The organism is Pseudarthrobacter sp. NPDC059871 (assembly GCF_042731175.1).
Lineage (GTDB): Bacteria > Actinomycetota > Actinomycetes > Actinomycetales > Micrococcaceae > Arthrobacter.
This window is the reverse complement of sequence record NZ_JBHWJV010000012.1, coordinates 151,627-166,853: the sequence shown is the minus strand read 5'-3', so window position 1 is coordinate 166,853 and position 15,227 is coordinate 151,627. Positions and strand designations below refer to the sequence as shown.

The window sequence follows — 15,227 nt, the reverse complement described above, 5'->3', positions numbered from 1 at the left end:
CCCTCCGAAAGCGAACACATCATGACCATTTCCTCACCCCGGCGGCTCCCTGCCGCCGTCGCCGCACTGGCAGCTGCCGGCGCACTGGTCCTGTCCGGCTGCGGTACCTCTGCCGGAACGTCTTCCGGCGGGGCAGCATCCACCGCAACGCCGAAGGCCGGGGGAGACCTCAAGGTTGCTATCGACGCCGATCCCATTTGCCTCGACCCCAGCCAGAGCAACCTCATCGCCAGCGGCGTCATTGGACGCCAGCTGGTGGACTCACTGCTGTTCCAAGACCCCGAAACCAGCGAGTTCAAGCCCTGGCTCGCTGAAAGCTGGACCGCGAACGCCGACGCCACCGGCTTCAGTTTCGTCCTCCGGGAAGGGGCAACGTTCTCCGACGGAGCCCCCGTGGACGCAACCGCCGTTAAGACCTTCTTCGACCAGGTGGCCGCCAGCGCCGGCAAGAACCCCACAGGTGCGGGTTTCCTGGCAGGGTACAAAGGCACCTCAGTGGCTGACGCAACACACCTGACGGTGGAATTCGCGGCCCCCAACGCACCTTTCCTCACCGGGGCCGCCAGCCGCTCGCTGGGCATTCTCAGCCCGTCCACCGTCAACACCACGTTCGAAGACAGGTGCCTGGGCAAGGGACTGATTGGTTCCGGCCCATTTGTGCTGGACTCCTTCACCCCTGGTGAAAATGCCAGGATCACCGGACGCAAGGACTACAACTGGGCACCGGCCGGCGCCGCGCACCAGGGCGCCCCCTACCTTGACTCGGTGACCTACACCGTCAGCGCCGAGCCCAGCGTCCGCAGCGGCAGCCTGAAGTCGGGGCAGGTTGACGTGGCAACCACCATCCAGTCCCAGGATGAGGCAAGCCTCTCCGGTGGGGGGTTCACCATCGCCTCCCGCGTCAACCCTGGAGTGCTGACGGCCGTCTCGGCCAACCTCTCGGGAACCGGCCTCATCGCCGACGGCACCATCCGGGAGGCGCTGCAGCTGGCTATCGACCGCGAAGATATCAGCAACGTGGTCCTCTCGCCTTCCTACGGCGTGGCCAAGAGCGTCCTGGGTGAAACGACGCCCGGCTTCAAGGACCTGTCGGCGGAACTCGCCGCCGACCCGGAAGGCGCCAAAAAGCTGCTCGAGGACAACGGCTGGAAGACCGGAGCAGACGGCATCCGGGAAAAGGACGGCAAACGCCTGTCCCTCAGCGTCCTGTACTTCTACCAGACCAACGTCTACGAGTACCTGCAGCAGCAGTTGCGCGCAGTGGGCATCGACTTGGTCCTGAACCAAGTGACGGCCGCCGTCTTCTCCACCGAGATGCGTTCCGGCAAGACAGACCTGGTGCAGGCGTCCTTTTCCCGGCCTGACGCGGACATCCTCCGCACGGTTTTCGGCCAGAGCCTGAACAACTCCACCTTTGCCAAGGACGGGACTGCCGGCAACGCGGAGATCCAGGCCTTGCTCCAGCAGCAGCGCGAAACAACTGACACCGGCCAGCGCGCAGCGATCGCCGGCAAGATCCAGGACCAGCTGATTGAACGCAACTGGTCCTTCCCGCTGGCGCAACTGGTGCAGGTCCTTGGGGTGTCGCCGGACGTGACCGGACTCTCCTTCGATTCCTTCTCCGTGGTCACTTTCTACGACGCCGGTTTCGTGGAGTAGCCGGCAATGCTCAGGTTCCTCACCAAGCGCGTGGCCCACGCACTCCTTGTGCTGTGGGCCGCGTTCACCCTGTCCTTCACCGTGCTGTTCGTCCTGCCCGGAGACCCGGTGGCCCTCATGCTGGGCACCGAGCAGATGGCATCGCTGACGCCCGCCGAACTTGCCGAACTGCGCCACACCATGGGAACGGACCAGCCCTTCCTGGTCCAGTACGGCGACCAGTTGTGGCGCGCCCTCCACCTGGACCTTGGCCAGGCCTACAGCAACGGCGTGGGTGTCACCCAGATCCTTGGCGAGGCAGCACCCAAAACCATTGCGCTGGCGGCCGCATCCCTGGCGCTGGGGGTAGCGGCCGGCGTCGCCATCGCTGTGCTGGCAAACCTCACGCGCTCCGGATTGGTCCGTGGGTTCCTGCTCACCCTGCCGCCGCTCGGTGTTTCGCTGCCCACTTTCTGGGTGGGCCTCATGCTCCTCCAGATCTTCTCCTTCCAGCTTGGCTGGTTCCCGGCCTTCGGTGAGCGGACCGCCGCCACCCTGGTCCTGCCCACCGTCACTCTGGCAGTGCCCATTTCTGCCGCCACCGCCCAGGTCCTGAACAAGAGCCTCAGCGCCACCATCCGTGAGCCCTACGCCGACGTCCTGCGGGCCAAGGGGGTAGGCCCTTTGCGAATACTGTTTGCCCACGGCCTGCGCAACGCATCACTGCCCGCGCTGACCACGGTGGGAGTAATGGTGGCGGGCCTGCTGGGGGGCTCCGTCCTGACGGAGACCGTCTTCTCACGGAACGGACTCGGCCAGGTGGCCGCTGTTGCCGTTGGCCAGAAGGACATCCCCGTTGTCCAGGGCGTCGTGTTGCTGGCAGCGCTGATCTTCGTTGTGGTGAGCCTGGCAGTGGACATCCTCTACACGGTGCTCGACCCACGGATCAAACTTCACCAGGAGGCCTCATGAGCACCTTCCTCGATAACCGGCCCGCCGGGCAGGTGGCCTCCGGCCCCAATGGCAACGCAGCGCCGGTGAAGGCACCACGCCTGCCCTGGCGGCCCGCCTTGCGCAGCGTTTTCCTCTGGCTGTCCATCCTGGTGCTGGCCGTGATTGTCCTCTGGGCCGTGTTCCCGGCGTTGTTCACCAGCCATAATCCGCTCCTTGGCACAGGAGCGGACAAGCTTCTCCCGCCCAGCGGGGAACACCCCTTTGGAACGGACCAGACCGGCAGGGACCTGTACAGCAGGGTGGTCCACGGGACGTCTCTTTCCCTGACGGGTGCCGCCATAGCGGTCCTGCTTGCTTTGGTGGCAGGCACCCTGCTGGGACTGGTGGCCGGTTACGCAGGGGGGTGGCTGGATGATGCCGTCATGCGCCTGACCGACGTGATGCTTGCCGTCCCCAGCATCCTGCTGTCCATGGCAATCATCACTGTGTTGGGCAGGGGAACACTGGTGGTGGCCGTGGCAGTGGGCATCGCCGGCATCGGCAGCGTCACCAGGACAATGCGAAGTGCAGTCCTCAAAGCCCTGGTGGCACCGTACGTTGAGGCGGCCAGGGCGGGTGGTGCCCGGTGGTGGTCCATCATGTTCAGCCACGTTCTGCCGGCAGCCCGCGGGCCGGTGGTAGTGCTCGCCACCATCGAGTTCGGTACTGCCCTGCTCTCCATCGCGGGGCTCAGCTTCCTCGGGTACGGGGAACCGCCGCCCGCCCCCGAGTGGGGCGCGCTGATGTCCACTGGACGGGACTATATGGCCACTTCCTGGTGGCTGGTCAGCATCCCGGGCCTGGTGGTGGTGGCGGTGGTCCTGTCCATCAACCGCATCTCGCAAAGCCTCCAGGCATGGGGCGACAAACCCAAAGGAAAATCATGACCAGCCTTGAGCAAACGGCCACAACGGATGGCGCCGCGGCGGCACCCGTACTGGCCGTCCGGAACCTGACCGTCAACTATGGACCGGACAAGCCCGCCGTCAAGGATGCCAGTTTCGATGTCTATCACGGCCAAGTAGTGGCCGTGGTGGGCGAGTCGGGCTCCGGGAAGAGCACGACGGCGCTCGCGGCTATGGGGCTCTTGCCAGGAAATGCGGTGGTTGCCTCAGGCAGCATCCGGTTCAAGGGGGAAGAGGTCGTAGGGATGTCCCCTGCGGCGCTGCGCAGCCGCAGGGGACGGTCCTTCGCGCTCATCCCGCAGGACCCCACCGTGTCCCTCGATCCCACCCAACGGATCGGCCACCAGATCGCGGAGGCTCTGCGCGTGCACGGCCTGGCCACCAGAAAGCAGGCAGCCGAGAAGGCGGTGGGCATCCTGGATGCAGCCGGCGTGGACGATCCGGAACGGCGCGCCCGCCAGTACCCCCACGAGTTTTCGGGCGGCATGCGGCAACGCGTGCTGATTGGGATGGCCTGGTCCTGCAACCCCGAGCTCATCATTGCGGACGAGCCCACCAGCGCCCTTGACGTTACTGTCCAGCGGCAGATCCTGGACAGGCTCGATGTGCTCCGACGGCAGCATGGAACCTCCGTGGTTTTGGTCACCCATGACCTTGCCGTTGCGGCGGAGCGCTCTGACCACCTGGTGGTGATGTCCAAAGGCCGCATTGTGGAGCAGGGGCCCACGGCCCGGGTCCTTGCGGCGCCAAGCCATGACTACACCCGTGCCTTGCTGGCGGCTGCGCCATCCAGGCACGGTGCAGGTCCAGCCCGTGTCCGGCGGCCGGTGATTCCGGCCGCCGCTGAATCCCGAATTCCGCTGGTTAATGCCAAGGGGCTGGTGAAAGAGTTCACCAGCCGCGGACCCGACGGCGGGCGGTTTCGGTTCCGGGCGGTGGATGATGTGTCCTTCGGCATCCGGAGGGGCAGCACCTTTTCAATCGTCGGCGAGTCGGGGTCGGGAAAATCCACCACGGCGCGGCTGGTCATGGCACTGGAGAAGCCAACGGCGGGGTCGGTGGAGTTCGATGGTGTGGACGTTACCGGCCTGCAGCGGGGAAAGTTGCGGGAGCTGCGGCAACGTTTCCAGCTGATCCAGCAAAACCCCTACAGCTCGTTGAATCCCCGGTGGTCGTTGCAGCGGATTATCGAAGAGCCACTGAAATCCTTCGGAATCGGCACTGCGGCCAACCGCGCGGCCCGCTCGCGTGAGCTGCTGGACCAGGTTGGGCTGCCGTCGTCCTACGCCTCGCGCTGGCCGCAGGAACTGTCCGGAGGGCAGCGGCAGCGTGTCGCAATCGCCCGTGCGCTGGCGCTGAAGCCGGAGCTGGTGGTCTGCGACGAGCCGATCTCGGCCCTGGATGTCTCCGTGCAGGCACAGATCCTCGAGCTCCTGGCAACACTTCAGCAGGAACTGCAGCTCAGCTACCTGTTTATCTCCCATGACCTCAGCGTCGTGGAGGCCATCTCCGACGATGTTGCCGTGATGCAGGCCGGAAGAATCGTCCAATCCGGGCCGGCGGAGCAGGTATTCAACCAGCCGCTTCACGACTACACGCAACGGCTGATTGAGGCTATCCCCGGCCGCCGCGTAACGGCCTGACACGGCACACCTGCTCCGCACAGCACAGCGAAGGCGTCCCGCTCACGGTGAGCGGGACGCCTTGGGCTGTTGCGGCCGCCCCTGGACTTACAACGGAATGCCCAGGGGGATGGCCGGAAGGGCATACCTCTGCGCACCGGACAGTGTTCCGGCCGCCACCCGGGACAGCCCGGCCCGGACAAACGCGGCATGCACCGGCGTCGGCAGGTAGGCGCCAACAGGTTGTTCGCCGGCAATGTCCTGCAGCAGCTCCTCAACGGTGCCATATGCGCCGTCGGTGAGGTCGGGCGAGGCGAGGCCATGCAGGAGGTAACGCAGCCCTGTCACCGCTAAGTCGCCGTCGTGCTTCACGTCGGCGAGGGCTGCCAGGGCGCCCCCGACGATGGCGTGCAGCTCCGGTACGTCCCTGTTGCGTCGGTGTTGGGCCACCAACCGGTTCAGCCGGGCCGCGGCGAACAGTTCGGCCAGGACAACACCCGCAGCCGCAGCGGCTGCCGCCTCTGAGTCGAACGCAGGGCCGAGGCGGTGCGGCAGGTGGCCGGGCCCTCGGCCGTAGCGGATGGACGGTGGTGAGAGCACCGCCAGGACCCGGTCCGGCACCGACAGCACCGCCGGGTCCAAGAGCGACAGGACCGCCGCGAGCGCACGGTGCTGCGATGCCGACGCCACAGGTTTCGGACCGCCTGTGCGGTCGGTCAGTTGGCCGTACGCGTGCTCCACGCCGCCGAGATGCCGGACGACGGCAGCTGCCTGGAACCGGTGCATCAGGTGGAGGGCGGGGAACCGCGAGGCCAGTTCACCGTTGTCGGCCGCCGGCGGTGCAGATCCCGGCCCGAATCCGGCCAGCGCCGTCCGGCGGACCCGCAATACGTGTTCGAGGGCAGCGAGATCGTCCGCCGCTTCTTCCGCGAACGGAACTACCCACGGGCTGGCGTGCGGTGAGCCTGCCTCCGGGGATGCGCCGTCCTCGTCAGTCAGGTAGGCCAGGCCGGAATATTCGGCCCGCAGCTTCGCCTGGGTGGCCTGGTCAGCGTAGGCATGGCGGACCAGGAAAATGTCCCAGGGGCCAAGCCCCGCGCTGTAGGCCCGGCCGAGGTCGAGTGCGCCGTCCGGCCCGATGACAATGCGCGGATGCGGGTAGTCCATCACCGACGGGGCAGGGTGCGCATGGGAAGCGTAATTGTGCATGAAGCCAAGGGCGTGGCCGATCTCATGGGCGGCAAGGTGCCGGATGCGCTGCACGATGGCCGCTTCGATGGCGGCCAAGGACCGTTCCTCGGTGGGCGAGCCATATGGAGATAAAAGCGCTTCGAACGTCTGTTGGAGCTGGGTGATCCGCTGCGACCCCAAACGGACGTTTCCCCGCAGGATTTCCCCGGTATAGGGATCGGTGAGGGCGCCACCCAAGGACCAGCCACGGCCCGAACGGTGAACCCACCAGACTGTGTTGACCCCCACGCGCCACGGATCCGTGTTCTCCGGAAGGAGCTCAACACGGTAGGCATCCCTGTATCCAGCGGCTTCAAAGGCTTCGCCCCACCAGTTTCCGCCCTCGATGACGGCGCTCCGGTAAGGCTCCGGTATGGCGGGGTCCACGTAGAAGATGATCGGTGTCTCCACGTTGACCAGGCCCTGCCCGTCCCGCGGGCCCGCGGGCGTGAGGCGGAATCTTGGCTGGAAGAGCCGGTCAGGAAGGTCCGGTCCCGTGGCTGTGAGGTCGCGGAAGCCCTTTGCGTAGGCGCCGGAACGGGGGTGGTAGTTTTTCGCTTCAAAGCCCAGGGGCAGGGCCAGCAGGGTCAGGTGCTGAGTGAGGGAAATGCGGCGGCCGTCCGGAGCGACGGAGGGGATCTTTACCTCGGTGGTGTTGTCCGGCGAGAAGGTGAGGAGCGCTTCCAGCTCGGTGCTTTCAGGGTAGGCAGTGGCAGAGCCCGTGGAGACGACCGAAAGCTCAGGGACTGGCCGAAAGCCGGCGTTTGTGGGGTCCGGGGCACCCGGGCGGACCGGGCCGGCGGCCAGGAATGCGGCCAGATTCCACACGTCCGAGGTGATGAAATCCGTGAAGTCAATGAACCTTGTGTCCTGGTCAGCGGCAAGGCTTTGCCGGGACCGGCTGTCAAACTGGTCCAGGAGCACCTGAGGCAGGTCTGTCACCGTGAACGAAGGAGCCCGGTACACCAGGGACCCGGCAAAGGAGTCCTCCACCGCGCGGCTGGCGCCCGCTTCGGGGTAGTGGGGCGAGCCTGCTCCGAACTCCCTGCTGACGTACTTCAGGAAGACGTCACCGTTGCGTTGGAGGAATACGGCTGTCCGGACGGAAGATGGGCGGCCACGGTCGAGGCCCCATTCGCTCGAGCCCAGCCCGGACGTCAGGCCTCCACCGATAAGGAATGGCTTGCCAAAGGTTCTGATACCGAGCCACACACGGCCACGTGCCGCATCCACGATGAGTGGAAACAATCCCTCCTGGTACCGTGCGAGTTCGTTGCTGGTTTTCTGCAGATGTGCCTCTGCGCCGGTGATGGACAACGCCATGGATTGGACCCCCCTGGATATGGATTGATGCCTGCCGGGAGCACCGTGTAGGTCCCCGGCAAGCTCCGTCTCATTCACAAGCTACAAAGGGTTGCAATGCCCACATAATGCGGTGACTCGGGCCGAAACAGACCGACATGCACAGTCATGTTTCCTCTGCGCGCAATACAACCTGCAGGTGCCGGCAAACCCGACAGAGGCGGGACAGTGGCAGGACCTTCGTTGGGAAACATGCGCTACGGCGGTGCGGGCGGCGGAGCCCGCTGATGGTGATGGGCAGCTAGCCGCGCAGCCGGCATGGTGGGAAAATGTGGTCATCCTTCGAAACAGGGGGACCATCATGGCCGGCCTTGCTGCTCCTCAATCGGGCCGCCGCTCCCGGGCATCCATGCCCCGGCTCCTGGCGGTTTTGCTGGCGCTCGCGTTCGGGGTGTTGTTCGCCCCGCCGGTCGGCGCAGTCGACTACGGACACGACGTCTCCTGGCCGCAATGCCCCGGCGGGTTGCCGATGCCGCCGGAAACCACTGAGTTCCTGGTGGTGGGGCTGACGCGCGGGCTCGCTTTCACCGAAAACCCCTGCCTTCAGCAGCAGTATCAGTGGGTGTTGGACCGCGGCGTCCGCGCCCAGGCGTATGCCATGGCCACGTTCCCCACCGCCGCCCAGTACGACACTTATGGCGGCGGAGGGCCCTACCCGGCAACTGCCCGGCCGGACCGGCTGCGCAACGTCGGGTACGCCGAAGGGCGCGCGGCCCTCGCGTCCCTCAGCAGGGTGGGGTGGCGGCCGGAGCGGATCTGGGTGGATGTCGAGCCCCGCCCGCAGCAGCCGTGGCCCAGCTCCTCGGCAGCCGAGCGGCAGGAGAACCGGTACGTCATTTCCGGGCTCCTGTCAGCACTTGCGGATGCAGGGTTCCCGCACGGCTTCTACTCCTATGCGAGCGCTTGGGACGTGATCACCGGATCGTGGCAGCTTCCCGATGTGCCCGTCTGGTCACCGGCAGGGCGCCTGGACTTCGCCAGTGAGGCTTCAGACCTTTGCGTGAATCCCAGCTTCTCCGGCGGCACCGTTCACCTCACGCAGTGGACGGACGGCACCTACGATTACGACATAACCTGCGCGGGCGCTTACCAGGCCCACGTTGCCACCCTCGGCTGGCAGCCCAGTGTCTCCGACGGCGGCACTGCCGGCACCACCGGCCGGTCACTGCCGCTGGAGGCGCTGCGCCTCTCAGTGGCAGGAGACCGCCTGCCCGGCGACATCCTGTGGCGCGGGCATATGCAGAACCTGGGCTGGCAGCCATGGACGACGGCGGCGTCCCCCATCGGGTCCACCGGTCTCGGTCTGCGGTTGGAGGCTTTGGAGTTGCGGCTGACGGGGGACCTCGCCTCGCAGTACAGCATCCGGTACCGCGCCCACGTGCAGAACGTCGGCTGGCAGCCCTACGTGGTTGACGGTGCGACGGCCGGCACCGTCGGGCAGGGCTTGCGGGTGGAAGCGGTAACCATCGACCTGGTTCCACGGATCCCTCCGGCCTTTACCGCCATGTACACCGCCCACGTCCAAAACCTCGGCTGGACGCCCAGCGTTGCCGACGGCACGGTCGCGGGGACTACCGGCCAGGCCCTGCGGGTGGAGGCCCTGCGCCTCACCGTTTCCAGTACGGCCTATGCCGGCGACATCCAATGGCGCGGGCATGTGCAGGACGTCGGTTGGCAGCCGTGGGTATCTTCAGCCAATCCCATCGGCACCACCGGGCAGGGACTCCGTTTGGAAGCCTTCGAAATCCGGCTCAGCGGTGAGCTGGCGAACCACTACAGCATCCACTACCGCGCCCACGTGCAGGATGTGGGCTGGCAGCCATTCACAGCCGACGGCGGCACGGCTGGGACAACCGGTCTTGGCAAACGGATCGAGGCCGTGCAGATCCTTCTGGCTCCCACTGCCGGCGGCTAGTTTGCTGACCCTGGCGGAGTGGTTGCTGTCCAGGGCGCGCCGGCCGCATCAGTGTCGGATGAGCAGGCTGATTTGTGACCTGATGTCCGCCACCAGCGCCTCAGTCTCCAATTCGGCGTTCACACTTGCGGCCATGGTGACGAACATGATTGCCGAGATAATCCGGGCCGTCGTTGCGGGGTCGCCAGCAGCGTTACGGCCAAGGCGGCCCAGAACGGCAGCAAGGGCCTCCTCTGTCTGCGCGACGATGGTAAGTGCCTCGTTGTGGTGTGGTTCCGTGGGGTCGCCGAAGACCATTTCCCGCAGGTAGAAGCGCCCGTTGTCGATCTGGACGCGGTTGCACTCCACGATGGGCCGCACTATCGCCATCACCGCGCCCACAACGTCCGGAACGGTTTCAGCCTCTGCCCGGCCCCGCTCAAGCGCTTCGGCGTAGTGGGCGTTCTGGACGAGGAGGAGGAGTTCGCCTTTGTTCCTGGCGTAAAGGAACAGGGTTCCGGTGCCGATGTCAGCCTTGTCGGCAATCTGCTGGGTGGTGACTTCATCCACCCCGTACTGGGCGAACAGTTCAGTGGCTGCGGCCGTGATGCGGTCCAGCTTCTCAAGCTTGTTCCGTTGCCTTCGTCCCAGCGGTTGAGGTGTAACAGGCATCGGATTCCTCTGGACTCAAACTGACTGGACTCAATATTGAGTATATAGACAGGTGTGGTTCTCCTGGGCGAGACGTCGGGATGAGCGCGGTGATGCCGGCCTGGCTCAGCTCGTGACTGTGAGGACCGCCTTGCCGCGGAAGCCCCCAGCGGCCAGGGACTCCAGCGCCGCAGGCGTTTCGTTGAAGCTGGAGACCTTCCCGACGACGGGGCGCAGCACGCCGTCGTCCAGCAGTGCGCTGATTTTTAGCAACTGCTCGCCGCTGGCGCGCATGAAGAGGAATTCATAGCTGACGCCGAGTTTCCTCGCCTGCCAACGGACCCTGCTGCTGAGCGCTGCGATAGCCAGTCGCAGTACGGGGTTCAGCCTGGCTTCGCGCGCAAAGCCGGGATCCGGCGGCCCGGATATTCCGATGGCCTTGCCGCCAGGTTTGAGGATACGCAGCGACTTTTCCAGGGTTTTCCCGCCCAGGCTGTCCAGCACGAGGTCGTAGCCGCTGAGGAGTTGCCCAAAATCCTGGCTACGGTAGTCGATGACGGTGTCTGCCCCGAGGTCCCGCAAGAAGGCGGCGTTGTGGTGGCTCGCGGTGGTTGCAACCGTCGCACCCAGGTGCTTGGCGAGCTGGATGGCGATGGTGCCCACACCGCCGGCGCCGGCGTGAATGAGGATTTTTTGCCCGGGACGCACATTTCCCCGCTCGACGAGGGCTTGCCACGCGGTAAGCGCCACGAGCGGCAATGATCCGGCCTCCACCATGCTGACCGAAGCCGGTTTCAGCGCCACGTCTTCCGCTGGAATGGCTATCCGCTCAGCAAACGTGCCGATACGGTCTTTGCGGGGGTGGGCGTACACTTCATCCCCGGGTTTGAACCCGCTGACGGCTGCCCCCACTGCGAGCACCGTGCCGGCAACATCGTTGCCCAGCACCAGTGGAAACTTGTGGGGCAGGATCTGCTTGAACTCACCCGTGCGGATCTTCTCGTCCAGCTGGTTGAGGCCGGCTGCCTGAACTTTCACCAGTACGTCGCCTTCGCCGACCAGCGGCTCGGCAACCTCAATTTCGGTTAGTGGTTCCTTGTAATTGTTGATACCAAAAGCCCGCATGCGGGTTGCTCCTTCTGGGGTGTGATCTTAGGGCTGATGTCGGTCCACGGCTGCATCGTGGTCCATGGCCATACGGCTGTTTTTAGGACTTGCTGCGCGCAAGTTGAGGGTAGAGTGCCTCGATGGGAGCGCTGAGTCCGGCCTTGAGCTGCACGGACGTTTGGTCGGCGAGAACTTCGTACTCGCCGGCTTCGAGGGCGTCAAATACCGTGGTGACCAGATCGGCCGGGTCTATCTTAGGGTCGGTGGCATGCGCCGCCATCGCCGTGTCGACGTAGCCGACATGGACTCCCACCACGTGCACCCCTTCGGGTGCCAGTTCCAGGCGCAGCGAGTTCGTGGCCGACCACAGTGCTGCTTTGGTGGCACTGTATATGCCGCCAACGGCGTACCAGCTCATCGCGGAGTGGATGTCGATCATCGCGGACTTCTCCTTAGCTGTCAGAACCGGTGCAAAGGCGCGGGCGAGGAACAGGGGGCCGAGGAAGTTCGTCTCGACGTTGGTACGGATTTCCGCGTCGGAATGCGTCAGGATGCCCGGGGTGGCGACCGACGCTCCAGCGTTGTTGATCAGCACGGTGACGTCATCCGCGGCCGCCACGGCAGCCTGTATTGAGTCAGGGTCCGTGATATCGAGGGCAAGCGGGACGATCCGCTCGTCATCCCAGCTGCGCGGGGTGCGGGCGGTGGCGTACACCTTGCTGGCACCCCGGGCCAGGGCGTTGCGAACGAAGTGTGTGCCGATGCCGCCGTTGGCGCCAGTGACGAGGACCACTGCTCCATTGAGTGAATACATGTTGGAAACCTTCCTGGGCTGCTTGCCGTGCGCGCCGGATGGCACGGACGGTGCGGGACCGGAAGGCCCCGCATATCACCCGGCATCTCTCCGGGTGACTACACTCATAACTGAGTGCGCTCAGCAAATATTCCCGGTGTTTGGAAAAGGCAACGCGGCTGCCGAAGTATCAGCGTGGTGCGATCCAGTCGGCAGGAAGACGCATCGAGCGTCACCGGGGCGGGCGGGGATGCGATCCCCTCCCGTCAGGTTGCCGGCAGTGGAGGCAGCAAATCGCTCAAAGACAGCCTGGTGAGTGGCATGGGCCCGGCCGTGGACAGGGCCGCGGCGTACCCCGGAGGGGCAGGAAGGAAAACCGCACCCAGTCCGTGCACCTGCGGGTGGGCAGGGCTGTCGGCGCGGAGGGTGGGGCAGTCGTCGTCGTTGGCTGGATTGCAGGCCAAATGGACTTCGGCCGGAGGTACGCTGAGGCCGAGCCCGGCCGCCTTGAGCACTGCTTCCTTAGCCACCCAAAGGCGGAGCCGCGCGGGTATGTCACCGGGGGCAAGCGCCTCACGTTCGGCCGTGGACGCGACGTAATGGTCGAATCCGCTGTGCAGGGTGTCGGGAATGTGTTCGATATCCGCGCCGACCCGGGTACCTTCGGGCCCTGCAGCCACCATCACGGCGCCCTTGCTCCGGGACAGGCTAAGGCTGGCCCCCGCGATTGCCGGCTTGCCGTGCCCGGTGCTCCCGCAGCCGGCGCACCGCCGGGTGACTTCCAGCTGCGGCGCCTCAGCGAACCCGTGCCCCAGCCTTTGCGCAGCAAGCAACCGGAACAAGGCATGGGAGGCCAGGTAGTCAAGGCGGTCTCCGGGGCGGGCGTAGCGCCGGGCGGAGTGTGCTTCGGCAGGGGAGAGGCAGGCCGTCAAACCGCCAATCGGCGCGCACGCAGCCTCAAGATCTGCCGAGAAGGCAGTGAGGAAAACCGGGCCGGCAGCAGGGTTCCGGCTGCTCATCGCCGGCTGATGCGCCGGTACTGCGTAATGGCCAGCGGCGCGAACACCGCAATGATCCCGACACTGCAGAGCACTGAGTAGAGCACCGCGTTATCCGCCGCCCAGCCGCCCGGAACGCCGAAGCCGGCGGGGGCCGTGTTCCCGAACAGTTCACGCGCCGCAGTAGCGACGGCGGTCACCGGGTTCCATTCGGCGATGGTCCGCAGCGGACCTGGCAGGGAATCCACCGAGACAAATGCCCCGGATATGAACGTGACGGGGAACAGCCACACGAGGCCCAGGCTTTGCGCCACTTCGACGCTGCGGGCGGTCAGCGCGATCACTGCACCGATCCAGGACACAGCGAAGGCGAAAAGCAGCAGCAGGGCCAACGCCGCAAGAGCGGGGCCGGGGCCATTGGTGATCCGCCAGCCGATGGCCAGCCCGCACAGCGTGGTGGCCGCTACGGAGAGCACGCTTGTGGCGAGGTCGGAGGTGGTGCGGCCCAGGATCACGGCGCCACGAGACATCGGCAGGGACCGGAACCTGTCGATGAGCCCCAGCTGAAGGTCCTTGGCCAGGTACACGGCCGTGAAGGAGGCGTTGAAGGTGAGCGTCTGCGCCAGGATTCCGCCGATCAGGAAGCTTCGGTACTGGTCGCCGCCGAGGGTGCCGCCGAACACGAAGCCGAGCAGCAGCACGAACATGATGGGCTGCACGAGACCGGTCACCAGGGCACCGGGTGTCCGGAGGACATTGAGGAGGTTGCGGCGGGCAATGACGGAGCTGTCCCTCGCGGCTGCGGTAATGGCGGTCATACGGTCACTTCCTCCTTTTCGGCATCGGTCACGGACGGGTCAGTGGCGTGGCCGGTCAGTTTAAGGAACACATCGTCCAGGGTGGGCCTGCGGAGCGAGGCCTCCTCCACCGCAAGGGACTGTGCGTCCAGTTCGGTCAGGATGCGCACCAGGGTGCGGTGGCCCTGCGGGGCGGCGATGGACACGCCCATGTTCTGCGGATCCAGCTCCGGCCGGACGTCCGGACCGGCGGCGGCGTGGAGCACGGCGGCTGCAGCAGGCAGGTCCGCAGCATGGCGCATGACGACGCCGATGCGTTCAGTTCCGGCATTTTGCTTCAGTTGTGCGGCCGTCCCCTCGGCGATGACCTTGCCGTGGTTGATGACGGCGATGTTGTCAGCCAGCCGGTCCGCTTCTTCCAGGTACTGGGTAGTCAGGAGCACAGTGGTGCCGTCGGCGACGAGCCGGGAGACGACGTCCCATGTGTCCAGGCGGCCGCGCGGGTCCAGCCCTGTGGTGGGTTCATCAAGGACAACCACCTTCGGCCGGGCCACGATGGCACCCGCGAGGTCCAGGCGGCGCCGCATTCCGCCGGAGAAGGTTCCGGACCGTTTGGCTGCCACATCCGTGAGCCTGAAATTCTCCAGCAGCTCCGACGCCCTGGCGGAGGCAGTACGCCGGTTCATGCCGTACAGGCGTCCCACCATGTGCAGGTTCTCGAAGGCGGTGAGTTTTTCGTCCACGGCCGCGTACTGCCCGGACAGGCCCAGGTTGCGCCGTACCAGGTCCGGGGCCGAGAGCACGGAGTGCCCTGCCACCCGGGCGTCCCCGCTGTCCGGAGCCAGGAGTGTGGTGAGGATCTTGACGGTGGTGGTCTTCCCGGAGCCGTTCGGTCCCAGGAGCCCCAGGACGGTTCCTTCGCCCGCCTTCAGGGTCAACCCGTCGAGGGCTTTGAAGCTGCCGAAGCTCTTGCTGACGTTCTCTACGCGGATCACTGCGAAGCGGCGAGCTCGGAAACCTTGCGCGGAGCCATGTCCGTCCACGTCCGCGACACGTAGTCAAGGCACGCTTCCCGGTTGTCGGGGCCGAACATGGTCACCCACCCCTCCGGGACGGCGGCAAAGACGGGCCAGAGGGAGTGCTGCTGGTACTCGTTGACCAGTACGGAGAAGGTGGCGGACTTGTCATCGAACGGGTTCGTCATTATGACCTTTCCTGGCGTTTTTGGTGGTGTGCG

General features: G+C 65.8%; 13 protein-coding genes. 5 read left to right on the top strand and 8 right to left on the bottom strand.

What is annotated here, in order from left to right; all coding sequences use genetic code 11:
• Positions 1–21: 21 nt before the first annotated feature.
• From ACFV4R_RS16785 to ACFV4R_RS16770, 4 genes are read left to right on the top strand one after another with little or no spacing between them, the layout of a single operon-like run.
• Positions 22–1,659 carry an ABC transporter substrate-binding protein gene (locus ACFV4R_RS16785; RefSeq protein ID WP_377203392.1) on the top strand — a complete coding sequence of 546 codons (1,638 nt, stop codon included), beginning with the start codon at positions 22–24 and terminating at the stop codon, positions 1,657–1,659.
• A 6-nt stretch (positions 1,660–1,665) separates the two neighbouring features.
• Positions 1,666–2,610 carry an ABC transporter permease gene (locus ACFV4R_RS16780; RefSeq protein WP_377203393.1) on the top strand — a complete coding sequence of 315 codons (945 nt, stop codon included), beginning with the start codon at positions 1,666–1,668 and terminating at the stop codon, positions 2,608–2,610.
• On the top strand, positions 2,607–3,518 hold the full coding sequence (locus ACFV4R_RS16775) for an ABC transporter permease (protein WP_377203394.1): 912 nt from the start codon (positions 2,607–2,609) through the stop codon (positions 3,516–3,518). The genes ACFV4R_RS16780 and ACFV4R_RS16775 overlap by 4 nt, the downstream gene beginning before the upstream one ends.
• Positions 3,515–5,179 carry a dipeptide ABC transporter ATP-binding protein gene (locus tag ACFV4R_RS16770; protein WP_377203395.1) on the top strand — a complete coding sequence of 555 codons (1,665 nt, stop codon included), beginning with the start codon at positions 3,515–3,517 and terminating at the stop codon, positions 5,177–5,179. Before ACFV4R_RS16775 ends, ACFV4R_RS16770 begins: the two co-directional genes overlap by 4 nt.
• Positions 5,180–5,266: 87 nt before the next feature.
• Here the strand turns inward: ACFV4R_RS16770 and ACFV4R_RS16765 are convergent, their stop codons facing one another.
• The gene (locus ACFV4R_RS16765; RefSeq protein WP_377203396.1) at positions 5,267–7,711 is read right to left on the bottom strand and encodes a zinc-dependent metalloprotease; all 2,445 of its coding nucleotides are present in this window, start codon (positions 7,709–7,711) and stop codon (positions 5,267–5,269) included.
• A 340-nt stretch (positions 7,712–8,051) separates the two neighbouring features.
• Here ACFV4R_RS16765 and ACFV4R_RS16760 point away from each other — a divergent pair, with 340 nt between their 5' ends.
• Entirely contained in the window at positions 8,052–9,665 is a 1,614-nt protein-coding gene (locus ACFV4R_RS16760; RefSeq protein ID WP_377203397.1) for a hypothetical protein, read from the top strand.
• Between the two features lie 48 nt (positions 9,666–9,713).
• Here the strand turns inward: ACFV4R_RS16760 and ACFV4R_RS16755 are convergent, their stop codons facing one another.
• The 7 genes from ACFV4R_RS16755 to ACFV4R_RS16725 form a co-directional block, all read right to left on the bottom strand.
• On the bottom strand, positions 9,714–10,316 hold the full coding sequence (locus ACFV4R_RS16755; protein WP_377203398.1) for a TetR/AcrR family transcriptional regulator: 603 nt from the start codon (positions 10,314–10,316) through the stop codon (positions 9,714–9,716).
• Between the two features lie 105 nt (positions 10,317–10,421).
• Positions 10,422–11,420, bottom strand: a complete 999-nt coding sequence (locus ACFV4R_RS16750) for an NADP-dependent oxidoreductase (RefSeq protein ID WP_377203399.1) — start codon at positions 11,418–11,420, stop codon at positions 10,422–10,424.
• An 82-nt stretch (positions 11,421–11,502) separates the two neighbouring features.
• Positions 11,503–12,216 (bottom strand): SDR family oxidoreductase, encoded by a 714-nt coding sequence (locus ACFV4R_RS16745; protein WP_377203400.1) that lies wholly within the window; start codon positions 12,214–12,216, stop codon positions 11,503–11,505.
• Between the two features lie 245 nt (positions 12,217–12,461).
• Complete coding sequence (locus ACFV4R_RS16740) at positions 12,462–13,214, bottom strand: 4'-phosphopantetheinyl transferase family protein (protein WP_377203401.1); 753 nt, start codon at positions 13,212–13,214, stop codon at positions 12,462–12,464.
• Positions 13,211–14,011: an ABC transporter permease gene (locus ACFV4R_RS16735; protein ID WP_377203402.1), complete on the bottom strand. Its 801-nt coding sequence runs from the start codon at positions 14,009–14,011 to the stop codon at positions 13,211–13,213. Before ACFV4R_RS16735 ends, ACFV4R_RS16740 begins: the two co-directional genes overlap by 4 nt.
• Complete coding sequence (locus tag ACFV4R_RS16730) at positions 14,008–14,985, bottom strand: ATP-binding cassette domain-containing protein (RefSeq protein WP_377203403.1); 978 nt, start codon at positions 14,983–14,985, stop codon at positions 14,008–14,010. Before ACFV4R_RS16730 ends, ACFV4R_RS16735 begins: the two co-directional genes overlap by 4 nt.
• Positions 14,982–15,194 (bottom strand): MbtH family protein, encoded by a 213-nt coding sequence (locus ACFV4R_RS16725; protein WP_045730439.1) that lies wholly within the window; start codon positions 15,192–15,194, stop codon positions 14,982–14,984. The genes ACFV4R_RS16730 and ACFV4R_RS16725 overlap by 4 nt, the downstream gene beginning before the upstream one ends.
• Positions 15,195–15,227 lie beyond the last annotated feature (33 nt).